Consider the following 26,736-nt stretch of genomic DNA (forward strand, 5'->3'; position numbering starts at 1 on the left):
TTTTTACATTTATTCTTGTGATATTGTAATGTTTGGTGTTTTCTATTATAATTTAAGTAAATCAACGGCGTTACTCTCTTTGATAGTTTTATTTATGTTAGTTGTATTCTTATATTCTAATGTGTTTCATTATAAATTCAAATTGTAATGAGTATTTTGTTTTGGTATTATAAACCTATTATTTCGACTAACGGTGGCGTAGAGAGGGTGACAGATGTATTAGCTACATATTTTAAAGATAATGGGTATAGGGTGTTTTTTCTTTCTTTTGAAAAGATGGGTATGTGTTCCGATTGTCACTATTTTCTTCCTAATTCTGAAGATTTAATGTCTGTTGAAAATCTTAGATATGCTGAAAACTTGATTTTCAATAAACGCATATCTATAATAATCAATCAGAATGGATTATCACCTTTATTTTCAAAATTTATTTTTACTTTACATCTTGATAAGATTCCAGTTAAGATAATATCCGTAATTCATAATTCTCTTTTATCTCCTATAAAGAATTATGCAATAGTACATTCATATCCATTGTTGTTTCAAAAAATATTTTCTAATGTTTTTTTTCAGTTTTTGCTTTTAAAGTTATACTATTTGAAATATTCAAAACATTTTCAATATCTTTTCAAGAAATCAGAATGTACTTTATTCCTTTCACCTTCTTATTTGAATGAAGCTGTTTTTTTTCAAAAATATTAGTATGAGTAAAATAGGCTGTATTCCTAATCCTGCATCTTTTATTAATCAAGGATTGTTTGAATCCAAATCAAAGGAGGTCCTTTATGTTGGTCGCTTAGATTTTTCTCAAAAAAAGATAGATTACTTATTGGATATATGGGAAATAGTTTCTTCTGTTAAAAAGGATTGGTCTTTACGAATTGTAGGGGGAGGTGACAATAATAGAGCAAAAGCGTATGCTGATAAACGTAATTTAAATAACATTATTTGGTGTGATTTTTGTGATCCAACTATTTATTATAAACATGCATCTATTTTTTGCTTAACATCTTCTTATGAAGGATTTCCTATGGTTCTGATTGAGGCTTTGACGTATGGAGTTGTTCCTATAGCATTTGCTAGTTTTGAGGCACTTCAAGATATAATAAAAGATGGTATTAACGGATTTGTAATAACTCCTTTTGACAAAAAGAAATATGCTGATAGGTTAATATGGCTTATGGATAATAAGGAAGAACTAATGAAAATGAGCCATGCAGGTTTTTCTTCTTCTTTGTACTATTCCTTGGAATCAGTTGGAAGTAAATGGCTTAAATTATTTAAAAATATTTCATAATTAGTATATGGATTTATATATATTTCCTGAATTCCCAGAATCGCAAAATGGCTATGGAATTGCAGTAAGGGAGGTCCTTAATATGTTGTCAGTTAAAGAAGATGATATTGTAGTTTACCATACAAATACTATATTACGACAGAAAAATGTGATTTGTTTACCTTATTCGCCTCTTTATAGTTTGTATAGGATTGGTAATGTTATTCACAATAGACTTTCTACAGAGTTACCAGTTTCTAAACTCTCTTTTTTGAGAAAATATGATATTGAGAACATATATTGTGATGAAGTCCTTTTTTATAGGGCTTTAAGATATTTATTCCCTAGTAAAGTGATAAAGGTAAGGTTTCACAATTTATATAGTCGAATCTTAAGTCGAAAAAAACTTTTGGCTTTAAAAGTTGATTGGAAATTTGATTATTTATTAGATGCTGCTACAAAGTTGGAAAAAGAAATAATAAATGATTCTTTGGCTTACAAAATTTTTATAAGTCAAGAGGACTTGAACTTTTATCAGCTAATAACTGGCCGTTTTTCAGATTGTACCGTATGGCCTTTTAGACCTAAACTTCCAAATATTTCTTTGGAACAACCAAAGAGTATTTCTAAACTAATATGGTTTGGTGGTATTGATACGCATAAAAAAAAATCTATAGATTGGTTTGTTAATAAGGTGTTACCTAAAATACAACAATCTATTTCTGAGATTGAATTTCATTTATGGGGGAGAAGAACAGAAATGTATAATAATCCTTCTCGGAAAATATTCGGACATGGCTTTTGGGTAATGGAGGGGTTCCCTTGTGTGGAAGGTGCTCTTTATGTTAATCCAGATATTATTGGAGGAGGGGTAAAATTGAAATTATTTTCTCTTATAGAAGAAGGTATTCCATTTGTTTCTACTGTTTTTGGTTTTGAAGGATATGATAAAAAAATGATAGATAATTCTATGCGTATTGTAACGGACACCGAGCATTTTGCAGAGGCTATTATTTCACGTTTGCAGATGGGATATTATAACAATGTATAAGTGAGAATGTGTAATCTTTCATTTTTGAGAATAATCATATAAATAATTATGTCCATATTCAAAGACAAAGTCCTCCTTATAACCGGAGGCACCGGTTCCTTCGGTAATGCCGTATTACGTCGTTTTCTTGATTCAGACATCAAGGAAATCCGCATCTTTAGTCGTGACGAGAAAAAGCAGGATGACATGCGTCATCACCTGCAAAATCCCAAGGTAAAGTTCTACATAGGTAATGTGCGTGACCGTCAGTCTGTGGACGGTGCAATGATGGGAGTGGATTATGTGTTTTCTGCCGCTGCTTTGAAGCAGGTTCCCAGCTGCGAGTTCTTTCCGTTGCAGGCTGTGCAGACCAATGTGATCGGTACGGATAATGTACTGGAATCCGCCATAGCGCATGGTGTAGAGAATGTGGTGGTGCTTTCTACCGACAAGGCCGCCTATCCCATCAATGCCATGGGTATCAGCAAGGCCATGATGGAGAAGGTTGCCATAGCCAAGGGCCGTGCGTTGGGTGAGGAAGCCGGTACGACCATCTGCTGTACCCGTTACGGCAATGTGATGGCAAGCCGCGGTTCTGTAATTCCCTTGTGGGTGGAGCAGATAAAGAACGGCAGGCCCATTACGGTAACAGACCCCAACATGACCCGCTTCATGATGACGCTGGACGATGCCGTGGATCTGGTAATCTATGCGTTTGAGCACGGGCATAACGGTGACCTGTTCGTGCAGAAGGCTCCTGCCGCCACCTTGGATGTACTGGCGCAGGCCTTGAAGGAAACATACGCGCAGGTTGATCCGAAATACGGTGAGACGGAGGTGAAGACCATCGGCACGCGCCACGGCGAGAAACTGTATGAGACACTGGTAACCCGCGAAGAGATGGCAAAGGCTGTCGACATGGGCGACTACTACCGCATCCCCTGCGACACCCGTGACCTGAACTATGACAAGTTCTTCACGGAAGGCAATGAGGATATTGCCCGTATAGAGGACTATCACAGCCATAACACCGCCCGCCTGGATGTGGAGGGCATGAAAAAGCTTCTTTTGAAACTCCGCTTCATCCGCGAAGACCTCGGAATGGAGGAAAAGGCGAAGAGCGCGGAAATCAAGAGTGAATAGTATAGCCATTGTTAACTTTTCCATCCTATCCAATCCCATTAGTTTATGAAAATCTTAGTGACCGGCGCCCGAGGGTTTGTCGGCCGGAACCTTGTATCCCAGCTGCACAACATCCGTGACGGGAAAGCCCGTAATTACGGCATTGCAGGTGAGGAACTTACTATTTACGAGTATGACATGGACAGTGACCCTGCCGAACTGGATGTCTATTGCAGACAAGCTGACTTTGTCTTCAATCTGGCAGGCGTGAACCGTCCCAAGGATGCGTCTGAGTTTATGAAAGGGAACTTCGGCTTCGCCTCCACGCTGCTTGATACATTGAAGAAGTACGGCAATACCTGTCCGGTAATGATTTCCTCTTCCACGCAGGCCGCACTCGACAACCCTTACGGTGAATCGAAACGGGCAGGGGAGCAACTGTTGTTCGAGTACTCCAGGGAAACGGGTGCAAAGGTACTGGTGTACCGCTTCCCGAATGTTTTCGGCAAATGGTGCCGCCCCAACTATAACAGCGCGGTGGCCACTTTCTGCAACAACATCGCCCATGACTTGCCCATCCGGGTGAACGACCCTTCGGTGGTGATGCATCTGGTTTACATAGACGATGTGGTGGACGAGCTTATCTCTGCCCTGAGCGGCATGGAACACCGCAACGGGGATTATTGCGAAGTACCCGTAGTACATACCATTACCTTGGGCGGCATTGTGGAACTGATAAGGTCTTTCAGGCAAATGCCCGGTACCTTGTCCGTCCCGGATTTGAGCGATGCCTTTACAAAGAAACTCTATTCCACATACCTCTCATACCTGCCTGAAGAACGGTTCAGCTATCCCCTGAAGATGAATGTGGACGACCGCGGCAGTTTTACAGAGATTATCCGTACTTCCGACTGCGGGCAGTTCTCGGTGAACATCTCCAAGCCGGGCGTTACGAAAGGCCAGCACTGGCACCATACCAAGAACGAGAAGTTTGTGGTGGTGAGCGGACACGGTCTGATACAGCTCCGCAAGATAGGTACGGAGGAGGTTGTCAGCTTCGAGGTAAGCGGCGGGAGGATGGAGGTCGTGGAGATGATTCCCGGCTATACGCACAACATTGTCAACCTTTCGGAAACGGAAGACCTGGTGACTTTCATGTGGTGCAACGAGTGTTTCGACCCGGCACGTCCGGACACTTATTTTGAAAAAGTCTGAAACGAGTTAAAGAATATAGGAACAGATGGATATAAAATTGGATTATTCGCAAGTCAGGTTTCAGGAGAACGGCAGACTGAAACTTCTGATTATAGTGGGCACCCGTCCGGAAATCATCCGCCTGGCGGCTGTCATCAACAAATGCCGCAGTTATTTTGACTGTCTTCTGGCCCACACCGGCCAGAATTACGACTATAACCTGAACGGTGTCTTCTTCCGTGACCTGAAGCTGAAAGACCCCGATGTGTATATGGATGCCGTCGGCGATGACCTCGGTGCCACGATGGGGAATATTATCAACGCCGGCTACAAGCTGATGGTGCAGGTGAAACCTGATGCCGTGCTGGTGTTGGGAGACACGAACTCCTGCCTGAGCGTGATAGGTGCGAAACGTCTGCATATCCCCATCTTCCATATGGAGGCAGGCAACCGCTGCTTTGACGAGTGCCTGCCTGAGGAGACCAACCGCCGTATTGTGGACGTCATTTCCGATGTGAACCTCTGCTATTCGGAGCATGCCCGCAGATACCTGAACGCTTCGGGCGTGGCGAAAGAACGTACATACGTAACCGGTTCGCCCATGGCGGAAGTCCTGCATGAGAATTTATCCGAAATAGAGTCCAGCGATATTCATCAGAGATTGCATCTCCAGAAAGGTAAATACATCCTGCTTTCCGCGCATCGGGAAGAGAACATTGACACGGAGAAGAACTTCCTGTCTCTTTTCAGCGCGGTTAACGCTATGGCCGAGAAATATGACATGCCCATACTTTACAGTTGTCATCCTCGTAGCAGGAAACGTCTGGAATCAAGCGGCTTTGCACTTGACAGACGTGTGATTCAGCATGAACCTCTCGGTTTCCACGACTACAACTGCCTGCAGATGAACGCCTATGCCGTTGTGAGTGACAGCGGTACCCTGCCTGAGGAGAGCAGTTTCTTCACTTCTGTGGGGCATCCTTTCCCTGCTGTATGCATCCGTACCAGTACGGAGCGTCCCGAGGCTCTTGACAAGGGTATCTTTGTCCTTGCCGGCATTGATGGCAAATCCTTGCTTCAGGCTGTAGATACTGCCGTGGAGATGAATAGGAATGGGGATCACGGTCTGCCGGTGCCCAATTATACGGATGAGAATGTATCGGCCAAGGTCGTGAAGATAATTCAGAGCTATACGGGGGTGGTGAACAAGATGGTTTGGAGAAAATTCTGAAAACGCAATGTCTTCTAAAAGAGTGTGGGTTGTTTCTGAAATATATTATCCAGTAAAAACTTCTACGGGATATTACATGACTGAAATAGCCGAATATCTGGCAGCTAGAGCTATGGACGTGCATGTGTTATGTACTGGGTCTGTATATAATAATGGCGAAAAGCGGTCACGCTTGAATGAGGAATCACGCAATGGAGTAAAGGTTCATAGGGTATATGTACCCAATATTGATAAGAACAACTTCGTAAAAAGAACTCTTAGGTTGTCGTTGTCCAGTTTGTTGCTGTTCGGCAAAATACTAAAGCTGGTAAGGAATGGAGATGAGGTCCTGGTGGTAACCAATCCTGCTTTTCTAATACTGATGATGCCACTTGTTGCATGGATAAAAGGCGTTTCATATAAGATTCTCGTACATGATATATTTCCTGAAAATTTGGTGGCCATAAAGCGTCTGTCTTCTTCCTCCTTCATTTACAAAAGTCTGAAAAGGGTATTTGATGCCGCTTATTCTAAAGCTGTACTTTGTATTTCGATAGGCAGGGATATGAGTGAGGTGTTGAAAAAAAAAATAGGGGATGCTTCCAAAATCTGTTTTATACCTATTTGGGCTGAGAATGGAGTGGTCTTTCCTATGGATAAAGCAGGTACCCGGATTTGTTCATCCTTGAGGTTGCAGGACAGATTTGTATTTCAGTTTGCAGGGAATTTGGGCTATGCCCAAGGTATAGATAATCTGCTGGAAGCTATAGGACTCATTAAAAATGATAACATTCATTTCCTATTCATAGGTGATGGTGCCAAGGCTGGTGACATAGTGTCATATATGAAAAAAGGGACACATAAGAATGTATCCTTGTTGGGTTTCCAGGATCGTGCGAATCAGAATGATTTCTTGAATGCTTGTGATATTGGCATTGTGACTTTATCTGATGGGATGTACGGTTTGGGGGTTCCTTCCAAATCATATAATATAATGGCAAGCGGCAAGCCTATGCTATTTATCGGTGACAGACAGTCGGAGATTGCTTTATGCATTGAAGAATATTCGTTGGGCTGGGTTGTAGAGCCGGATAATCCTAAAATGCTGGCCCGTATGATAGAGCATATCTATTCTAATAGGACATGTCTGTCCGCAATGCAAAACAATGCGAAAACGGTGGCGGATACTGTTTTTGCAAAAGAACGGATACTGGAAAAGTATTATAGACTGTTGAGCTAAGATAACCTATTCATTTTATGAAGCTTTTATTTACCGGAGCCTCAGGTTTTTTGGGTAATGGCATACGTTCCCTTTTGGATAGAATGTATACTGTTGCAACTGTAGGACTGCTATCGCAGAATGACTATACTGTAAATATAGCCAATGAGATTCCTGAATTACATGAACGGTATGATATTATACTCCATGCTGCAGGAAAAGCCCATTCTGTGCCCAGAAGTGAAGCCGAGAAACAGATGTTTTTTGATGTGAATTTACAGGGTACAAAGAATCTCTGTGCTGCATTGGAAAAAGTTGGAGTACCGAGAGTATTTATTTTTATTTCCACGGTGGCAGTTTACGGTTGTGCTTATGGCGAGAATATTACGGAAGACCATCCTTTGAATGGAGACACACCATACGCCATGAGTAAGCGTCTTGCGGAGGAATATCTGCAAAAGTGGTGTTACGAACATAATGTCATTTTAGGCATAATCCGTCCTTCCTTGATTGCCGGTCCCAACCCTCCGGGAAATCTGGGGGCTATGATTTATGGTATCCGCAGTGGGAAATACCTCAGTATTGCTGGCAGTCAGGCACGAAAGAGTGTATTGATGGTGCAGGATATTGCAAAATTAGTTCCTCTGTTGGCAGAAAAGGGAGGCATCTACAATGTATGTGACAGTCATCACCCGACTTTCAGAGAACTTGAGACTACTATTTGCAGGCAACTGGATAAGAAATTGCCTTTATCAATACCGTACTGGGTGGCTAAATGCATGGCTTTGGCAGGTGATTGCTTGGGAAGGAAAGCTCCAATCAATTCCTTGAAGTTAGATAAGATTACGAAATCCTTGACTTTCAGTAATGAAAAGGCGATACGTGAATTGGGATGGAAGCCGACCAATGTGTTGGAAAACTTCAATATAGAATGAATGTATATTTAGGTGTCTTATTGATAGGGCTGGGTATTGTATCTTTAGGATTTACATGTATTCAGCTCTGGTTTTACTGGATAATCAAAAACGGATGATGTATTATTTAATGGTTTTGGTTCTGCTGTTTTTGGCAGAACTTTTTTATTTTAGAGTGGCTGATAGGTACAATATCATCGACAAGCCCAATGAGCGGAGTTCCCATACGAAAGTGACTTTACGCGGTGGTGGGATTATTTTCTATTTCGGGGCGTTTGCCTATTTCCTGACGAGTGGCTTTGAATATCCCTGGTTCCTGCTTGCCTTGACACTGGTGACGTTCATCAGCTTCGTGGACGATATGAAATCCACCGGACAGATGACAAGGCTGCTTTTTCATTTCTCTGCCATGGCCTTGATGTTTTATCAGTGGGGACTGTTCTCCTTGTCTTGGTGGTGGATAGTCATAGCCTTGATAGTCTGTACGGGCATCATCAATGCCTACAACTTTATGGATGGCATTAACGGCATAACCGGTGGTTATTCTCTGGTTATTCTTGCTGCGTTGGCTTATGTCGATAAGGAGGTCGTGAGTTTTGTAGAAGCGGATTTCATCTATACCGTTATCTGTTCCGTTCTAGTTTTCTGTTTCTTCAATTTTCGTAAGAAAGCCAAATGCTTTGCGGGTGATGTGGGGTCGGTGAGCATTGCCTTCATCCTTCTTTTCCTGATAGGCAGGCTCATCATTGAAACGGAAGATTTCAGCTGGATAGTCCTTTTATCCGTTTATGGTGTGGATAGTGTACTGACTATCATTCACCGCCTGATGCTTCATGAGAATATCGGGCTACCGCATCGCAAGCATCTGTATCAGATTATGGCGAATGAACTGAAGATTCCTCATGTCATAGTCTCTCTGGCCTATATGACAATACAGACTCTTATAATAGTAGGATATATTTATTGTCAACGGTATGGCTATATCTTCTTGATAGGGTGTATCTTACTGTTGAGCGCAATATACGTACTCTTCATGAAAAAGTATTTTTCAAGACATGTCTCTTGAATTACTGTCTCCATTATACAATTTCCACGGTCACCTGAATACCCAAAGCTTTGGCAATACGCTCGATATCACGTTTCTTGGAATGTGTGTTATTACGGCTCATCAGATACCAGCCATTCCCTATTGGTTTTTGGTCACTTCCGTATTTGGAGTCGAGTATGTTTGAAACCAATGGAACATTACACTGTTTAATACCTAAGGCAGATACTTTCTTTATGCCTACTGTCATTATAAATTGGCGAAGGGTTTCGGCCGCTTTTTTTTCCTGAATCACTTTTCCGTTTTCAAAAGTAATCTTTAACTGGTATACTGGAGTATTATTTTCTCTAGAGTTTTTTTTGTTTACTTCCAAAACTTTGACTTGCTGTGCGTTTTCTGTATGATGTACGGCATCATCCGTAATGGTATATAGCTTTTGGACTGCAGCAAGGAATTTCGGGAATAATGTCCCCCATTGATTGTTGACGACAATTCTCGTGCCGTCCGCTAATGGGATGATTTCTTCCTCCTTTAGAAAATAGCGCTTCTTTAGATCAGGATGAAGTCTCAATTTTTCCCGAACTTCTTCCAGACTACGTACCACCCCCAGTGCCCTACTGTGCAGACTAGGTGGGAATACCTTTTCCAGTTCTTTGTATCTGATGTTGGGATGAGCTTCTATGTAATGTTTTATCACTTCCAGTACGAAGCGCCTTTTTACATGGAAATTGATCCCGTCAAAGGAATATTTGGTGTGGTCTTTAGAGTCTTTTGTCTGGTTACCGATCGGTAAAGGCTGAGGTATCTGAGGATTCCTGACTGATAATGAAGCAACTGCGTTGTTCTTCTCGTAATGAACCGTGAGCACGACATTGGCAATCTCTTCATTGATGGCGGATTCTTCAGAACCGGCTTTCATGAATTTCTCTTTAAGCAATGAAAGCATGTTCTTTACACCATTATCGGGAGACAAGAACTCGGTAAATTGTCTGTGCAGATTATTGCGTGCTTGTATCCTTTGATATTGTTCGTAGCAGAATGCCTCTACGTCTTTTAAACTGAATGTATCGTAGGTGAGCAGGTCGCAAATAGTGGAACCATTGGCATCTTCCTTTTGAATCTCTACGGTAAATACACAAACGGGACTTTCTCCATCATTGGGAACATCGTAATATAGTTCGATCTTTTCTCCTATGTATAGTCCGACATTGAGTTTGAGTTGGCGCATATAAGACATCAGTTGGTTTTCTTGCCTTTCGTTCCGTATATTGGATGGACGTTTTATTTCAATGGGAAGTACGGGAGTAGGCACCCCATTTGCATTCTTTTTCCAGAGGACGATGTCGGGCCGTATGGAGCTGTTGTTTCCTATAGGTAGAGTCAATTGGGATCTCATCGTTTCATTGGTTTTCTTCCATCCAAGGAATTTCAGACAGATTTCTATTTCCCGTTGGTAGTCACCTTCTGCAGAATTTACTCCAAAGTAGGGCAACAGTGTTTCTACAATTTCCGGCCAGTTTTCGTTCATTGTTTATGTGTTGTTAATCATAGTTATACAATTTGTCTGCATCGTTTTTAACTTATGCATAAAACAAATGTATTGACTTTATTTGAACTGCCCAAATTATAGTCATAAAAAATGAATCGGGCGGTGTACAATAAAAACAAATAATCCCAGACTCTTTGTCAAGAATCCGGGATTATTTGTTTTTATTGTTTTTGAGGGGCTTTACTTAGCAGGTTTCAGCCATTTGTCCAGCCATTCAAAGAAGGTACGTTGCCACAGCACGCCATTCTGAGGTTTCAATACCCAGTGGTTTTCGTCCGGATAGATAAGCAGTTCGGCAGGAACGCCACGCATCACGGCTGCATCGAAGGCGGCCATTGCCTGGTTGGCAAGGATGCGGAAGTCCTTCTCTCCGTGGATGCAGAGGATAGGGGTGTCCCATTTGTCGACGAAGAGATGCGGGGAGTTGGCAAAAGTGCGTTGTGCCGTAGCGTTGTTCTTTTCCCAATAAGCGCCGCCCATATCCCAGTTGGCAAACCATTTCTCTTCCGTTTCCAGATATTGCATTTCCATGTTGAAGATACCGTCGTGTGCGATGAATGCCTTGAAGCGTTTGTCATGGTGTCCGGCAAGCCAATATACGGAGAAGCCTCCGAAGCTGGCGCCTACGCAACCCAGGCGGTCTTTGTCGACGAAAGGTTCCTTGGCCATTTCGTCAATGGCAGTGAAGTAGTCCTTCATGCACTGGCCGCCATAATCACCGCTGATGGCTTCGTTCCACTCTACACCGAAGCCCGGAAGACCACGACGGTTGGGAGCTACGATGATATAGTCGTTTGCCGCCATAATCTGGAAATTCCAACGGTAGCTCCAGAACTGGCTGACGGGACTCTGAGGACCGCCTTCACAGAAGAGGAGGGTGGGGTACTTCTTGTTGGGGTCGAATTGTGGAGGATAAATTACCCAGGTCAGCATCTGCTTGCCGTCGGTGGTCTTCATCCAGCGGGCTTCCACTTTACCCATTTCCAGCTGGTCGTAAATCTGCTTGTTTTCTGTGGTCAGTTGCACTGCTTCTGCAAAAGCGTCGCCGTTGCGTGCACTGTTTACGGCATAGATTTCGTCGCCCATGCTCATGGAGTGGCGTTTGGCGATAATCTTGTCTCCGCAAAGGGCGAGTGAAGCATAGTCGTGCATGCCGTCGGTGAGCTGGGTAAGCTTGTCGTTTCCGGCAAGGTCGATGTTGTAAATCTGTGTCTCGCCATGCCATACACCGATGAAGTAGATGCTCTGGGAATCTTTGTTCCACAAGAAGGCGTCCACGTTCGATTCGAAAGCTTTGCTTACAAAACGTTTCTCACCGGTCTCGAGGTTCATGATAAACAAGCGGTTCAAGTCGGCTTCGTAGCCGTCACGCTCCATGCTCTGCCAGGCGATGTATTTGCCGTCGGGAGAGTATTGGGGATTCGTATCATATCCCTTGTTTTCTTCCGTGATGTTTTTGGTTTCCTTGGAGGCAAGGTCGTAGATATAAATGTCGGAGTTGGTGGAAATGGCATACGCCAGTCCGGTTTTCTTACGGCATGTATAGGCCACTTTATCAGAAGACGGGCTCCATGCCAGCTGCTCGATACCGCCCCAGGGCTTCATCGGGCTTTCGTATGGCTCTCCCTCAAGAATATCGGTGACATTGCTGATGGCATTGCCGTCGAAATCAGCAACAAACGGATGGGGAGCAGTAGTCACCCATTCGTCCCAATGCTTGTACATCAGGTCGGTAACGATAATGCCGGTGGCTTTAGGAAGGTCCGGATGTTTGTCTGCCGTACTCTTTACGGTCTTTACCTGGGCAATGAAAAGGAGTTTCTTGCCGTCGGGCGAGAAAGAGAACCCTTCGATGTCTCCCTCGTATTGGGTCAGCTGCTTGCGTCCGCTGCCGTCGGGATTCATTTCCCATACCTGGCTGCTGCCGCTTTCGTTGCAAAGGAAGGCAAGCTTCTTGCCGTCCTTAAACCACGTGGGCTGTCCTTCTTGCCAGGCGTCATGCGTTATCTGGGTATTGTCACTACCGTCGGCATTCATGACGAAGACTTCGCTGTTACTCTTGTTCTGGGGCACGCTGTAATAAGATACCGTGTAGGCAATCTGCTTTTCGTCGGGGGATACGGCCACACTGCCGATGCGTCCCATCGCCCAGAGTGCCTCGGGTGTCATACGCTTTCCTTCAATCTTGATGTCCGACCGCTGGATGAGCGTTGCTGCGTCCTGCTGCTGTCCGGCATCTTTTGTGCCTCCGCAAGAGGCCAATGTCATGGCTGCTGACATAAGTAGTAGATTTACTTGTTTCATATATGTTTTTTGTTTCGGTTATTTCAATGCAAAGATACTAAATTTTCCTTCCTTGCCAATTTCCACGTTTGATATATAGCCAGCAGAAAATGAGAATAAAGCTGGAATAAACCATTTCCGAGGTCCAGCAGATGGCCACGTCGAGTTGCAGAATCAGAATAATGTAGGTGATATAGGCTGTGTAGATGACCAGCGTAGCCATCTCCAACCCCCATGCCGTACGCGTGTTGCCGGTTCCGGAAACTGCCTGGAAATAGACATTGGCAGGAACCAGGAACAGATAGGTGGAGCACATCACCCAGAGCGAATGTACGGCAGCGTCCTGCAGGTCGGGTATGTCGGTATAAATTCCCAGAATCAGCTTGGGGAACACCGCGAAAAGCAATGCCAGCGGAAGTACGAAGACGTAGGCTATGCGTACGTGCTGCCGGATGGTGCCTGCCACGCAATCGGAGTGGCCTGCACCGATGAGATTGCTGACCAGTGACCCGCAGGTAGAGGCAAATGCCATGAGTACCATGAACAGTATGCCGGACACGTTGCGGACAATGTTGGTCACTGCCAGCGAGCGCTCTCCCAGATGCTCCACATAAAGGAAGAAAAGGAACCAGGTGGAGAGGGAGAAGAAATTCTGTATCATGGTCCAGAAAGAGACGTTCAGCATCCGTTTCAATACGTCCAGCCGGAACTTAGGAATACGGTCCAGCCCGTACTTGCGGCAGTCGATGCGGCTGCGGGTATAGAGGATGAAGAATAACAGCGAAACCAGCTCGGCCAGTGAGGAGCCGATGGCGGCTCCGGCAATGCCGAGCGCCGGGAAACCGAATTTACCGAAAATCAGGATATAGTTGAATACGACATTGCTCAACACCATGACGATGGAGTTCAGTGTCAGTGTCTTGGTTTGGGTGGTTCCCAAGAAAAAGGCACGGAACATGACTGCGCTGAACGAGAAGAAGGCACCGAATACACGCCAATGCAGGTAGCTGGTGGCTGCTTCGTAGATATGTTCCGAAGCGACGATGCGTTTCAGGATAATCGGTGAGAAACAATAGGATAGCAGGAACATGACTGCCGCCATTCCGACTTGGAAATAGATGCCCTGATAGAACAAGTCACCGATTTCCTTATACTGCTGTTCGCCGTTACGCCGGGCAATGAGTATCTGTGCCCCGATGCTGAAACCGAAGGCAACCATGAAGATGACCATGTAGAAGACACCGGCGATGGCAGATGCTCCCAGTTCGACTTCGCCCACACGCCCGAGGAAGGCAGTGTCCGTCATACCTATCAGTTGCTCCATAAGGAGACTGATTAGGATGGGGTAGGCTATAAGCCAGATCTGTTTGTAGGTGTATTTAGTCTGCATAATTTAGAGTCTGTGAGTTTTTTCATTGGCGTAAGGATAAGAAAGCCGGGCAAATGTCATTGTCCGGCTTTCTGCAAAAGAATATCTTGAACGGTAGTCTTACTACTTTTTGTTCTGTCTCTCTTTCATCATCTGTTCCTGCTGTTTCTGCATGGCTTCCAGACGGGCGGCGAAACCGGTTTTCTTCATCTTCTTCGGGTCTTTCTTGTTGGCTTCCAACTGGGCAAGAAGGGCTTCCTCATTGGTTGTCTTGCGCATGATGAGCGTTGTTACCACACTGATTAACGTAGAGATGAAGTAGTAATAGTTCAATCCCGAAGGATAATCGTTCAATATGAAGAGGAACATGATAGGCATCAGGTATGACATCCACTTCATGGCAGCCATCTGCGGATTGGCACCCGTATCCTGCTGCTGCATCATGTACTTCGTGTTCAATATGTTGGTAACCGTCATCAGCAGGCAGAACAAGCTGAGGTGGCTGCCCAGGAACGGGATATGGAACGGGAAGTTGATGAATGCATCATAAGTGGAAAGGTCATCTGCCCACAAGAAGCTCTGTTGGCGGAGTTCAATGGCACTCGGCACGAACATGAACAAGGCCATCAGGATAGGGAACTGTATCAGCATCGGCAGACATCCGCCCATCGGGCTGACTCCGTACTGGCTGTAGAGGCCCATCACTTCCTGCTGCTTCTTCATGGCATCTTCCTGCTTGGGGTACTTCTTGTTTATCTCGTCGATTTTCGGTTTCAGTACGCGCATCTTGGCAGAAGACATGTAGGTCTTCCATGTAGCCGGGAATACCACTGCCTTTACAATCAGCGTCATGAACAACAGTACGATACCCATGCTCAAACCCCAACTGGACAACCAGTCGAAGATGTTGATGGTGAACCATTTGTTTATCCAGCGGATGAGCGGCCAGCCCAGATAGACCAGACGGTTCAGCTCCCACTTCTCGTCACGTCCCTTGTCGAGTGCGGTCAGAGTCTTGTAGTGATTGGGGCCGAAGTAGAAGAACAGCTGGGTAGGTTCCTTGCCGGTAGGATCGAACTTCGTGCTCATCTCTGCAGAATAGTCCTTGATGTAGCCGCTGCCTTGAGTCTCCATCTTGGAACTCAGCTTGGTCTTTTCAAAGTCGGCATCTGCCAAAAATACTGAAGAGAAGAACTGGTTCTTGAAAGCAATCCAGTCCAGGCGTTCTGGAACTTCCTTTTCATCGTTCTTGTTGGCAGACAGATAATCGGTACCCTCTCCGGTGATTTTGTAAGTCAGTTCAGCCAGACGGTTCTCGTAGGTGTAACCCTTCTCTATTTGACGGGCACGCTGAGACCACTCGATGTCCACATAATTGTTGGTAGCCACCAGCTTGCCTTCCATATTGACAGCCTGGATAGTAAAGTCTATCAGGTATGTGTCATTGTGCATGCGATATGTAAAGTCGATATAGCTGTTGCTGTCTGCCGACAAACGCATGGTGACGGTACTGTCCGTACGGTTTACTGCGGTGAAATAATAGTCTTCCGTCTGGATAGTCTCTTTCTTGTTGTAAAAGAGGAAATTCATGGAAGCGTCGTTGCCGCTGAACAGTGTGACGGGAGTCGTTTTGTCTTGTCCCATGTATTCCTTCAGCGTGGCCGAAGCTATGCGTCCGCCTTTTGTATCTACGGTTATTTCTGCCAGGTTGTTCTGGATGGTTACTTGCGAGTTGGTTCCTTGACGGGCGTCGAAGAAGAGGGCAGTGGAGTCAACGCTTGTTTCCGCTCCGCTTTCGTTGGCCAGGGCTGCTTCCGCCTTGGCTTTCAAGTCGGCTTCGCGCTGTTGCACCTGGGCTATGGAGTCGTAGTAACGTTGCTGTGCTTCCAACTGCTCCTGGCTGGGACGGCTCAGAAAGCTGAAACCTACTAACAATATCGCTATCAGAACAAGACCTGTGATGGTATTTTTATCCATTCTTTGTTGATTACAGATTACTAATTACAAATTATTTCTTTTCGTTTTCATTTTCGATGGCGGCCTTCACGAATGCTACGAACAGCGGGTGCGGATGCAATACCGTACTGCTGTATTCGGGATGGAACTGGGTACCGACAAACCACTTCAATGCGGGTATTTCGACAATTTCTACCAGATCCGATTCGGGGTTTATACCCACACACTTCATGCCTGCTGCTTCGTAGGCCTCCTTGAAGCTGTTGTTGAATTCATAGCGGTGGCGGTGACGCTCCTGGATATGCTCGGTACCGTATGCCTCGTATGCCTTGCTGTCTTTCTGCAGAACACATTCATAGGCACCCAGACGCATGGTCCCACCCATATTGGTGATGGATTTCTGCTCTTCCATGATGTCGATAACATTGTGCGGTGTCTTTTCATCCATCTCACGTGAGTTGGCATCGGCGTAACCCAGTACATTACGGGCAAATTCAATGGCGATGCACTGCATACCCAGACAGATACCGAAGGTGGGGATGTTGTGTGTACGCGCATATTTGATGGCTACGAACTTGCCGGCAACGCCGCGTTCGCCGAAGCCCGGACCGATAAGTACGCCTGCCATGCCTTTCAGGGCTTCTGCCACATTCTCGTCCGTTAGCTTTTCACTGTTCACGAAGTCTACCGATACCTTGCGGTCGTTGTAGGTTCCTGCTTGTGAAAGGGCCTCGCGGATGGACTTGTAGGCATCCTGCAAGTCATATTTGCCCACCAATGCGATGTGCAGCGGGGCAGTCTCTTCGGCTTTGTGACGGCGTTCGAGGAAAGCACGCCACGGTCCCAGCCCCGGAGTGTCGCCCACGGGAAGCCCCATCTTCTTCAGAATGGTGGCGTCCAGCCCTTGGGACTGCATCAGGATGGGCACCTCGTAGATGGTAGGCGCATCAATGCTCTGCACTACGGCATTCTCGTCTACGTTGCAGAAGAGGGCCACCTTCTTGCGCAGGTTGTTGCTGAGTTCGTGCTCGGTACGCAGCACTAGTACATCCGGTTGAATTCCCACACTTTGCAGTTCCTTTACGGAGTGCTGGGTGGGCTTGGTCTTCAGTTCACCGGCAGCTGCCAGGTAGGGGACATAAGTAAGGTGCACGCACAAGGCGTCTTTTCCCAATTCCCACTTCAGCTGACGGATGCTTTCCAGATAGGGCAGAGACTCGATGTCGCCCACTGTACCGCCAATCTCGGTAATAACAAAATCGAATTTGTATTTGTTTCCCAACAGTTTTACATTACGCTTGATTTCGTCTGTAATATGGGGAATAACCTGGATTGTTTTTCCCAGATAGTCACCCCGGCGCTCTTTGTCGATGACACTTTTGTAGATGCGTCCGGTCGTGATATTGTTGGCCTTGGTGGTCTGGATGCCCAGGAAGCGTTCGTAATGACCCAAGTCGAGATCGGCTTCATGGCCATCCACGGTTACGTAGCATTCGCCGTGTTCATAAGGGTTCAGTGTACCCGGGTCGATGTTGATATACGGGTCAAACTTCTGGATGGTTACCTTGTAACCTCTTGCTTGCAGCAATTTACCGATGGAGGATGAGATGATACCTTTACCTAGTGAAGAGGCAACACCACCGGTGACGAAAATATACTTTGTTTCTCCCACAACTATATTATTTTATTAATTGTTTAATCTAATTCCAAGAGCCTATACGGCTTGTCGTTCAGGGTGCATACTGCTCCCGTCAATACACGTGGAACTTAAAAAGCGCAAAATTATAAAAAAAAGAGGAAGTAGAGAAAGTTTCTGTGAAACAATTATTAAAAAATACGATTTCATCGAAGAAACTCTCTCTAGCCTTTTTCTTCATGGCTTTTCTATGTTTTCTAAACATTTTAAGCTAAATTTGCGCTCGAAACATAGACTTAAGGGCATTATGAAGAATAGACACATTGCATTTTGGTTAATTGCTACGATGATCTCTTCGTCGGTGATGGCACAGAATACGCTGGATACCGCCTCGAAGAACAGTGGACAGGAAACAACTGCCAAAGCCGACACCTTGCCGGATATAATGAAAGAATACATGATTCTGAAATTGAAACCGGAAGGTACGGGGTACAAGCTGGATACTGTTTCCATATTATATGAAAGGTATTTCGGAGTGCTGGATTATCTGAATGACCCCACGACCCCGGAACGTTATATACCTTCCGATCCGAACTACTATAGGTTGTTCCTCCCCCTTACCTATTATTATGCTCCCATGAGACGCCTTTCCAAGGTGGACTGGCATTTCCAGATGCCCGATACGGTGCCTGCCATGACGCGCGAGATGCTGCCGTTCGACACACTGACTTTCACCTCGAAGGACCGCGCCAACAAGCTGGTGGACCGTACGCTGCTGAACACGTATGTAGATTGTCCCAATCTGGTTGTAATGACCGAGAAGGAGGTGATGAAAGGGAAGATATTCAAGGATAATATAGAGAAGGAAGTTTCTTCCAAACCGTCCGTCGTGAAACTGTTTGCACAAGAGAATATGGTGGGAGTGAAGGAGGAAGCCGACGTAATTATCCACAAGCCCAACTGGTGGGTGACCGGTGGAAACGGTTCGTTGCAGATTACACAGAACTATATCTCCGACAACTGGTACAAGGGAGGCGAGAGCACTAACGCCGTGCTTGCCAACCTGCAATTGTTTGCCAACTATAATGACCGTGAGAAGGTGCAGTGGGAAAATCTGCTCGATGCCAAGCTAGGCTTCAGCTCGGCACCTTCCGACGAGTTTCATAATTATCTGGTAAGTACCGACCAACTCCGGCTGTACAGTAAACTGGGTATTCAGGCTGCATCCAAGTGGTATTATACCATCACGACTGAGTTTAAGACCCAGTTCTGCAATGGCTACAAGGCCAACAGTGAAGAGCTGGTTTCCGCTTTCTTTGCTCCGGCAGATTGGTCGAGCAGTATCGGTATGGACTACAAGTTGAAGAAGCAGAAATTCAGCTTGTCCGTTTTCATAGCTCCGCTGACGTACATGCTGCGTTATGTAGGGAATAAGGGGGTGAATGAAGTGAGTTTCGGTCTTGAGGAGGGCAAGTGCGTGAAGCATAACTTCGGTTCGCAGATACAGCCTACACTTTCGTGGACCATCATTCCTTCCATTACGCTGGATTCTCGCCTAGACTTCCAGACCAGTTATGAGTGGACACGTATCGAATGGGAAAACACGGTGAACTTTGTGCTGAACCGCTATCTTTCCACCAAGCTTTATGTGCACGCCCGCTATGACGACAGTGCCAAGCCGACGGAAGGGGACAGCTATTTCCAGGTAAAAGAATTACTCAGTTTCGGTATCAATTATAAATGGTAAATAAACAAATGGTCTGTTCGGAGTGAACAGATTATCTGTTTTGGTTAGTCAGACGGTCTGTTTTCCCTTGACAGACCGTCTGTTTTTTGTCTTTTTGTAGTCTGTGGCAGGTGAAAAAACATAAAAACATAGAAAAAGCACGTTTACGAACACAGAAAATGCATAGGAAAGGTTTGCAGTTCACAAATAATGCGTAAATTTGCCGCGATTTGTAATGCACACTTTGCAAAATGGCGAATACTATAAAACATCAAGGTATTGTGGAAAACATAAACGGTTCTCATCTCCAAGTGAGAATCATCCAGACTTCAGCGTGCGCTTCGTGTAGTGTCAAGGGACATTGTACCTCTGCGGATACGAAAGAGAAACTTGTCGATGTGGCCGATGCCAATGCCGCATCCTACCAGCCCGGTGACCGTGTATGGGTGACGGGCGAACTTTCAATGGGAGTGATGGCAGTTCTGTTTGCCTTTATATTTCCTTTCCTTATTCTGATAATCTCACTATTTGTCTTTATGGCTATCTGGAATGACGAGCTGCGTTCCGCGCTTTGTTCGCTAGCACTTCTTGTACCTTATTATTATATATTGTGGCTGAACAAGTCGCGGATGGGTAAGAAGTTCTCATTCTCCGTACGACCGATGAACTAACTAATAATAAAACAAATAATTAATAAACAACTAATTTATGAATGTAATTCTGATTGCAGTGATTTCATTGGGAGTTATAGCGCTGGTATCGGCCGCTATTCTTTACGTGGCTTCCAAGAAATTCGCCGTGTATGAAGATCCGCGGATTGCCCAGGTAGCAGAGGTGCTTCCCCAGGCAAATTGCGGTGGATGTGGTTACCCCGGTTGTAGCGGATTTGCAGATGCTTGCGTAAAGGCAGGTTCGCTGGATGGTAAACTTTGTCCGGTGGGTGGACAGCCCGTCATGACAAAGATTGCCGAGATTTTGGGCTTGGATGCCGCTGCTGCCGAACCTATGGTTGCGGTGGTGAGATGTAATGGAACTTGTGCCAACCGTTCTCGTGTGAACCAATACGATGGCGCCAAGAGTTGTGCCATTGCGGCTTCTCTCTATGGTGGTGAAACGGGTTGCAGTTATGGCTGTCTGGGATGCGGCGACTGTGTGGCTGCCTGCCAGTTCGATGCTATCCACATGAATCCGGAGACCGGACTTCCCGAAGTGGATGAGGAAAAGTGTACGGCTTGTGGAGCTTGTGCCAAGGCTTGTCCGAAATCTATTATTGAAATCCGTCCTCAAGGCAAGAAATCACGTCGTGTTTACGTACAGTGTGTAAACAAGGACAAGGGGGCCGTAGCACGCAAGGCTTGTACCGTGGCATGTATCGGTTGTGGCAAGTGTGTGAAGGTTTGTCCGTTCGAGGCTATCACGCTGGAAAACAATCTGGCTTACGTTGACCCCAATAAGTGTAAATCCTGTCGCAAGTGCGAGGAAGCTTGTCCGCAAAACACAATCATTGCCCTCAACTTCCCGCCGCGCAAACCGAAGGCTGACGATGCAGCTCCCCAAGTAAAGGTTGCAGCTCCTAAAGCTGAGGTTGAGACTCCCAAAGCAGAGGTTTAGACTTCCCAAGTTGAGGTATGAATTAATAAAGTAAATAAACGACTAAAAATACAGAATTGTATGTTGAAGACATTTTCAATTGGTGGAGTCCATCCACACGAAAATAAACTTTCAGCACATCAGCCTATCATCAAGGCAGAGATTCCGGCCAAGGCCGCTATCTTGCTGGGACAGCACATCGGTGCTCCTGCCAAGCCTATCGTTGCCAAAGGTGATGTTGTGAAAGTGGGTACAAAGATTGCCGAGCCCGGCGGTTTTGTATCAGCAGCCATTCATTCGTCTGTCAGCGGGAAAGTCGCTAAGATTGACACGATTGTCGATGCCAGCGGTTACGCCAAGCCTGCTATATTCATTGACGTAGAAGGGGATGAATGGGAAGAATCCATTGACCGTTCCGAAACGTTGGTGAAGGAATGCAGTCTGACTTCCGAGGAAATCGTGAAGAAAATCGCCGATGCCGGTATTGTAGGTCTGGGTGGTGCATGCTTTCCTACGCAGGTCAAGTTGTGCCCTCCTCCTGCATTCAAGGCAGAGTGTGTCATCATCAACGCCGTAGAGTGCGAACCGTATCTGACTGCCGACCATCAGCTGATGCTGGAACATGCGGAAGAAATTATGGTAGGTGTATCCATTTTGATGAAGGCGGTAAAGGTGAACAAGGCATTCATCGGCATTGAGAACAATAAGCCCGATGCCATCCAGCTGATGACGAAAGTCGCTTCCAGCTATGCAGGTATCGAGGTGGTACCCTTGAAGGTACAATATCCGCAGGGTGGTGAAAAGCAGTTGATTGATGCTGTCATCAGTCGCCAGGTTGCAGCCGGTGCGCTGCCTATCTCCACGGGAGCTGTGGTGCAGAATGTGGGTACCGCATTTGCCGTTTACCAGGCCGTACAGAAGAACAAACCTCTGTTTGAGCGTGTCATTACCGTGACGGGCAAGTCGCTGGCAAAGCCGTCCAATTTCCTGGCACGTATCGGTACGCCGATGAAGCAGCTGATTGAAGCTTGCGGCGGCCTGCCCGAAGATACGGGCAAGATTATCGGCGGTGGCCCGATGATGGGTAAAGCTCTGGTGAATACGGATGTACCGACTGCCAAAGGCAGCTCCGGTATTCTGATTATGAACGAGAAGGAAGCCAAGCGCGGCGAGGTACAGCCTTGTATCCGTTGTGCCAAGTGCGTGGGAGCCTGCCCGATGGGGTTGGAGCCGTATCTGCTGGCTACCGTTTCGGCCCACGGAGATTTTGAAAGAGTAGAGAAAGAAGACATTATGTCGTGTATAGAATGCGGTTCATGCCAGTTCACTTGTCCTTCCAACCGTCCGATGCTGGATTATATCCGCTTGGGTAAGGGTAAGGTAGGAGCGATGATCCGTGCACGTCAAGCTAAAAAATAACGAAGTATGAATAAATTAATCGTATCCCTTTCGCCCCACGTTCACGGCGGTGACAGCGTGAAGAAGAATATGTACGGTGTGCTTATCGCATTGATTCCGGCATTCCTCGTTTCGCTTTACTTTTTCGGACTGGGTGCGCTGATTGTTACGGCCACTTCCGTAGCAGCCTGCTTGTTCTTTGAATGGGCCATCGGCAAATTCCTCATGAAAAAAGAGACCACAACCATCACCGACGGCTCTGCCATCATTACCGGTGTGTTGCTGGCCTTTAACCTGCCTTCCAACCTGCCCATCTGGATAATCATCCTCGGCGCCTTGTTTGCCATCGGGGTAGGCAAGATGTCCTTCGGAGGTTTGGGTTGCAATCCCTTTAACCCTGCACTGGCAGGACGTGTGTTCCTGTTGCTTTCATTCCCCGTGCAGATGACGACATGGCCGGCTGTAGGCCAGTTGACAGCCTATACGGATGCCACGACGGCTGCTACGCCGCTGGCTATTATGAAAGGTGTCATCAATGGTGCTCCGGGCATGTCCCTGAGCGACCTTCCGGGAGCTTTCGACCTTCTGATAGGTAATAATGGAGGATGTCTCGGTGAGGTGAGTGCCTTGGCGCTGCTGCTTGGTTTGTTCTACATGTTGTGGAAGAAAATCATCACCTGGCACATTCCGGTATCTATTCTGGTGACGGTATTCGTGTTCTCCGGTATCATGTATCTGGTCAATCCGGAACTTTATGTATCCCCGGTCGTACAGTTGTTGTCCGGTGGTCTGATGCTGGGTGCTGTCTTTATGGCTACGGACTACGTGACTTCTCCGATGAGCCACAAAGGTATGCTGATTTATGGTGTTTGCATCGGCCTGCTGACTGTCATCATCCGTCTGTTCGGTGCATATCCGGAGGGTATGTCATTTGCCATTCTGATTATGAATGCGTTCACTCCGCTCATCAACACCTATGTTAAACCTAAACGCTTTGGGGAGGTAGCGAAGAAGAAATGAAAAAGTTAGAATCATCCTTGAAGAATATGTTGCTGGTACTTACGGGCGTTACCGCAATCTCCGTAGCGTTGCTGGCTTATGTAAACGAATTGACGAAGGAGCCCATTGCGCAGGCCAATGCAAAGACCTTGAGCGATGCCGTAAGTGCGGTGGTTCCGGGCTTCGACAATGACCCCATCGCCGAGAAGAAGATGCAGGAAGTAAACGGAGTACAGTATTCTGTATATCCTGCCACCAAAGGCGGAGAATATATCGGAGCTGCTGTGGAAGCTGTTGCCATGGGTTTTGGCGGTGAGCTGAAAGTGTTGGTCGGTTTCGATGCCGAAGGCAAAATCATCGACTACTCCTTGTTGTCGCATGTGGAAACTCCGGGGTTGGGCTCCAAAGCTGCCGACTGGTTCAAGAAAGGCAATAAAGGTGACATCACCGGCATGAATCCGGGTGAAGCGGCATTGACAGTGAGCAAGGACGGTGGTAAAGTAGATGCCATTACAGCGTCTACCATCACTTCACGTGCTTTTTTGAATGCAGTGAATGCGGCTTATGCTGCCTATGCCGGTCAGGAAACTGCCGACGGCACTACCGGCGCTACTCAAAAGAATGTTGAACAACCTGCTGATTCCGCAGCTCCCGAAGCTGTGGATACACTCAGCGCTAAATAAGAAAGGAGTAGAAGATATGAATAATTTTAAAGTTATGATGAACGGGATTATCAAAGAGAATCCTACGTTTGTACTCCTGCTGGGTATGTGTCCTACACTGGGTACCACTTCCTCTGCTATCAACGGTATGGGTATGGGACTGGCTACAATGTTCGTGCTGATATGTTCCAATGTGGTGATTTCTGCCATCAAGAATCTGATTCCCGATATGGTGCGTATTCCTTCATTCATTGTGGTCATAGCATCATTTGTGACACTGTTGCAGATGATAATGCAAGCCTACGTTCCTGCATTGTACGCCACGCTGGGCTTGTTCATTCCGCTGATTGTTGTAAACTGTATCGTATTGGGACGTGCCGAGGCATTTGCTGCCAAAAACAATCCGGTGGCTTCCTTGTTCGACGGTCTGGGCATGGGCTTGGGCTTTACCATTGCACTGACATTGCTGGGTGCCGTGCGTGAGTTCCTGGGAACCGGCAAGATATTCAACTTGAGTATCCTTCCTGAAGAATACGGCATGTTGGTATTTGTCCTTGCTCCGGGTGCATTCATCGCATTGGGCTATCTCATTGCTTTAATCAACAGTATGAAGAAGGCTTGATAATGGATGATTGATAATGGTTCATTATCGATTGTCATTTTTCAATTAATAAATTAAAGAAATGGAATATATATTGATATTTATCTCGGCAATCTTTGTAAACAACATCGTATTGTCGCAATTCTTGGGAATTTGCCCGTTCTTGGGAGTTTCCAAGAAAGTGGAGACTGCATTGGGCATGTCGGCAGCGGTGGCATTCGTGCTCACCATCGCCACCATCGTGACATTCCTTATTCAGAAGTATGTGCTCGACGCTTTTGATTTGGGCTATTTGCAGACTATTACCTTTATCCTGGTGATTGCCGCATTGGTGCAGATGGTAGAGATTATCCTGAAGAAAGTTTCTCCTTCTCTGTATCAGGCCTTGGGCGTGTTCCTGCCGTTGATTACTACCAACTGCTGTATTCTCGGTGTGGCCATCCTTGTTATCCAAAAAGATTATGATTTGCTGACGGGAGTGGTTTATGCATTCTCCACGGCACTTGGTTTCGGCTTGGCACTGACACTGTTTGCAGGCCTGCGCGAGCAAATGAGCCTGGTTAGTGTGCCGAAAGGTATGCAGGGCACTCCGATAGCTTTGATTACGGCCGGACTGCTGGCAATGGCATTCATGGGCTTTTCGGGGGTTGTGAAGATTTAAAGAAGAAAAACCGGAAATAAAGTGAAGGGGGGATAAGCTAAAATTTATCCCCCCTTTTTCTGTTTTTATTAATTTATTTCCTTACATTTGTGGCGTATTGATAACCTAAAAGCTAAATTGTCTATATTTAATATGAAAGAGAAAATTTTAGTTACGGGTGGAACCGGTTACATTGGTTCTCACACGGTGGTGGAACTTCAAAACGCAGGTTATGAAGTTGTTATTATTGATAATTTGTCAAACTCCAGCGCAGATGTTGTAGATAACATAGAGAAGGTATCGGGTATCCGTCCTGCATTCGAGAAATTGGATTGCTTGGATTATGCCGGTCTTGACGCTGTGTTTACCAAATATAAAGGCATTAAAGCCATCATTCACTTTGCAGCCAGCAAGGCCGTAGGTGAGTCTGTCCAAAAACCGTTGCTTTACTATCGTAATAACCTGGTTTCACTGATTAACCTGCTGGAACTGATGCCGAAGCATGGAGTGGAGGGTATCGTATTCTCTTCTTCCTGCACAGTTTACGGCCAGCCGGACGAGCTTCCGGTAACGGAAAAGGCACCTATCAAGAAAGCTGAGTCTCCGTATGGAAACACGAAGCAAATCAATGAAGAGATTGTACGTGATACGGTTGCTTCCGGTGCTCCGATAAACGCCATCTTGTTGCGTTACTTCAACCCGATAGGTGCACACCCCACAGCATTGCTGGGAGAATTGCCTAACGGTGTACCGCAGAACTTGATTCCTTATCTTACCCAGACCGCTATCGGCATCCGTGAGAAACTGAGCGTGTTTGGTGACGATTATGATACTCCCGACGGTTCTTGTATCCGCGACTTCATCAATGTAGTCGATTTGGCCAAAGCACACGTAGTGGCTATCCGCCGTATCTTGGAGAACAAGCAGAAGGAGAAAGTGGAAGTATTCAATATCGGTACAGGTCGTGGACTTTCCGTATTGGAACTGATTAATGCTTTCGAAAAGGCTACCGGTGTAAAACTGAACTATCAGATAGTAGGTCGGCGTGCCGGTGATATTGAGAAGGTATGGGCAAACCCGGAATTGGCAAACAATGAACTGGGTTGGAAGGCAGAAACAAGTATTGAAGATACTTTACTTTCTGCATGGAAATGGCAGTTGAAGCTTCGTGAACGAGGTATTCAATGACAAACTTTGAATTTGTGTTTTTTAACAAATAAGCAATAAACAAATGCCTCCCCGCATTTGTTTATAATGTGCAAATCAGCCTGAAGCTGTTTATGTATATGTGAATATCCGTAACTAGTACGTATGCCT

At 45.9% G+C, this 26,736-nt stretch carries 23 protein-coding genes; 18 read left to right on the forward strand and 5 right to left on the reverse strand.

Going from position 1 to position 26,736, the window contains the following annotated elements; all coding sequences use genetic code 11:
* Positions 1–147 precede the first annotated feature (147 nt).
* The 9 genes from HUX74_RS12215 to HUX74_RS12255 all read left to right on the forward strand — a co-directional run bounded on the left by HUX74_RS12215 (position 148) and on the right by HUX74_RS12255 (position 9,031).
* Positions 148–702: a hypothetical protein gene (locus tag HUX74_RS12215; protein ID WP_174646763.1), complete on the forward strand. Its 555-nt coding sequence runs from the start codon at positions 148–150 to the stop codon at positions 700–702.
* 1 nt (position 703) lies between these two features.
* On the forward strand, positions 704–1,297 hold the full coding sequence (locus tag HUX74_RS12220) for a glycosyltransferase (RefSeq protein ID WP_151876456.1): 594 nt from the start codon (positions 704–706) through the stop codon (positions 1,295–1,297).
* A gap of 7 nt (positions 1,298–1,304) precedes the next feature.
* On the forward strand, positions 1,305–2,327 hold the full coding sequence (locus tag HUX74_RS12225) for a hypothetical protein (RefSeq protein ID WP_117713508.1): 1,023 nt from the start codon (positions 1,305–1,307) through the stop codon (positions 2,325–2,327).
* A gap of 48 nt (positions 2,328–2,375) precedes the next feature.
* Complete coding sequence (locus HUX74_RS12230) at positions 2,376–3,449, forward strand: polysaccharide biosynthesis protein (RefSeq protein WP_117713509.1); 1,074 nt, start codon at positions 2,376–2,378, stop codon at positions 3,447–3,449.
* 45 nt (positions 3,450–3,494) lie between these two features.
* Positions 3,495–4,643 carry a capsular polysaccharide biosynthesis protein CapF gene (locus HUX74_RS12235; protein ID WP_138346204.1) on the forward strand — a complete coding sequence of 383 codons (1,149 nt, stop codon included), beginning with the start codon at positions 3,495–3,497 and terminating at the stop codon, positions 4,641–4,643.
* Positions 4,644–4,668: 25 nt separating this feature from the next.
* Complete coding sequence (wecB, locus tag HUX74_RS12240; protein ID WP_009038500.1) at positions 4,669–5,853, forward strand: non-hydrolyzing UDP-N-acetylglucosamine 2-epimerase; 1,185 nt, start codon at positions 4,669–4,671, stop codon at positions 5,851–5,853.
* A gap of 7 nt (positions 5,854–5,860) precedes the next feature.
* On the forward strand, positions 5,861–7,072 hold the full coding sequence (locus HUX74_RS12245) for a glycosyltransferase family 4 protein (protein ID WP_117652762.1): 1,212 nt from the start codon (positions 5,861–5,863) through the stop codon (positions 7,070–7,072).
* 17 nt (positions 7,073–7,089) lie between these two features.
* Positions 7,090–7,986, forward strand: a complete 897-nt coding sequence (locus HUX74_RS12250; RefSeq protein ID WP_009038498.1) for an NAD(P)-dependent oxidoreductase — start codon at positions 7,090–7,092, stop codon at positions 7,984–7,986.
* Between the two features lie 97 nt (positions 7,987–8,083).
* Positions 8,084–9,031, forward strand: coding sequence for a glycosyltransferase family 4 protein (locus tag HUX74_RS12255; protein ID WP_174647328.1), 948 nt, complete (start codon positions 8,084–8,086; stop codon positions 9,029–9,031).
* Positions 9,032–9,044: 13 nt separating this feature from the next.
* Here HUX74_RS12255 and HUX74_RS12260 read toward each other — a convergent pair whose 3' ends face one another.
* The 5 genes from HUX74_RS12260 to HUX74_RS12280 form a co-directional block, all read right to left on the reverse strand.
* Complete coding sequence (locus HUX74_RS12260) at positions 9,045–10,538, reverse strand: hypothetical protein (protein ID WP_117966913.1); 1,494 nt, start codon at positions 10,536–10,538, stop codon at positions 9,045–9,047.
* A gap of 201 nt (positions 10,539–10,739) precedes the next feature.
* Positions 10,740–12,863 (reverse strand): S9 family peptidase, encoded by a 2,124-nt coding sequence (locus HUX74_RS12265; RefSeq protein ID WP_117966910.1) that lies wholly within the window; start codon positions 12,861–12,863, stop codon positions 10,740–10,742.
* Between the two features lie 37 nt (positions 12,864–12,900).
* Positions 12,901–14,232: an MATE family efflux transporter gene (locus HUX74_RS12270; protein WP_119962205.1), complete on the reverse strand. Its 1,332-nt coding sequence runs from the start codon at positions 14,230–14,232 to the stop codon at positions 12,901–12,903.
* Positions 14,233–14,334: 102 nt separating this feature from the next.
* On the reverse strand, positions 14,335–16,188 hold the full coding sequence (gene yidC / locus HUX74_RS12275; RefSeq protein WP_174646764.1) for a membrane protein insertase YidC: 1,854 nt from the start codon (positions 16,186–16,188) through the stop codon (positions 14,335–14,337).
* Positions 16,189–16,219: 31 nt separating this feature from the next.
* Positions 16,220–17,839: a CTP synthase gene (locus HUX74_RS12280; protein WP_117966405.1), complete on the reverse strand. Its 1,620-nt coding sequence runs from the start codon at positions 17,837–17,839 to the stop codon at positions 16,220–16,222.
* A gap of 271 nt (positions 17,840–18,110) precedes the next feature.
* Here HUX74_RS12280 and HUX74_RS12285 point away from each other — a divergent pair, with 271 nt between their 5' ends.
* The 9 genes from HUX74_RS12285 to galE all read left to right on the forward strand — a co-directional run bounded on the left by HUX74_RS12285 (position 18,111) and on the right by galE (position 26,607).
* On the forward strand, positions 18,111–19,550 hold the full coding sequence (locus HUX74_RS12285) for a DUF3078 domain-containing protein (protein ID WP_138345901.1): 1,440 nt from the start codon (positions 18,111–18,113) through the stop codon (positions 19,548–19,550).
* Between the two features lie 230 nt (positions 19,551–19,780).
* Positions 19,781–20,200 carry a SoxR reducing system RseC family protein gene (locus HUX74_RS12290; protein WP_008663545.1) on the forward strand — a complete coding sequence of 140 codons (420 nt, stop codon included), beginning with the start codon at positions 19,781–19,783 and terminating at the stop codon, positions 20,198–20,200.
* Between the two features lie 37 nt (positions 20,201–20,237).
* On the forward strand, positions 20,238–21,140 hold the full coding sequence (locus tag HUX74_RS12295; RefSeq protein ID WP_174646765.1) for a Fe-S cluster domain-containing protein: 903 nt from the start codon (positions 20,238–20,240) through the stop codon (positions 21,138–21,140).
* A gap of 60 nt (positions 21,141–21,200) precedes the next feature.
* Positions 21,201–22,538: an electron transport complex subunit RsxC gene (gene rsxC / locus HUX74_RS12300; RefSeq protein ID WP_005829145.1), complete on the forward strand. Its 1,338-nt coding sequence runs from the start codon at positions 21,201–21,203 to the stop codon at positions 22,536–22,538.
* Positions 22,539–22,544: 6 nt separating this feature from the next.
* Positions 22,545–23,537, forward strand: a complete 993-nt coding sequence (locus HUX74_RS12305) for an RnfABCDGE type electron transport complex subunit D (RefSeq protein WP_005829143.1) — start codon at positions 22,545–22,547, stop codon at positions 23,535–23,537.
* Positions 23,534–24,199, forward strand: a complete 666-nt coding sequence (locus tag HUX74_RS12310) for an RnfABCDGE type electron transport complex subunit G (RefSeq protein WP_005829140.1) — start codon at positions 23,534–23,536, stop codon at positions 24,197–24,199. The genes HUX74_RS12305 and HUX74_RS12310 overlap by 4 nt, the downstream gene beginning before the upstream one ends.
* 16 nt (positions 24,200–24,215) lie before the next feature.
* Entirely contained in the window at positions 24,216–24,800 is a 585-nt protein-coding gene (gene rsxE / locus HUX74_RS12315) for an electron transport complex subunit RsxE (RefSeq protein ID WP_117599732.1), read from the forward strand.
* Between the two features lie 61 nt (positions 24,801–24,861).
* A complete protein-coding gene (gene rsxA / locus HUX74_RS12320) occupies positions 24,862–25,440 on the forward strand; it encodes an electron transport complex subunit RsxA (RefSeq protein ID WP_008663551.1) in 579 nt (192 codons plus the stop codon).
* Between the two features lie 132 nt (positions 25,441–25,572).
* Positions 25,573–26,607, forward strand: coding sequence for a UDP-glucose 4-epimerase GalE (gene galE, locus HUX74_RS12325; RefSeq protein ID WP_025833837.1), 1,035 nt, complete (start codon positions 25,573–25,575; stop codon positions 26,605–26,607).
* The last annotated feature ends 129 nt before the right edge of the window (positions 26,608–26,736 follow it).

The sequence above is a fragment of the Bacteroides sp. Marseille-P8574 genome, assembly GCF_902825465.1.
Lineage (GTDB): Bacteria > Bacteroidota > Bacteroidia > Bacteroidales > Bacteroidaceae > Bacteroides > Bacteroides uniformis.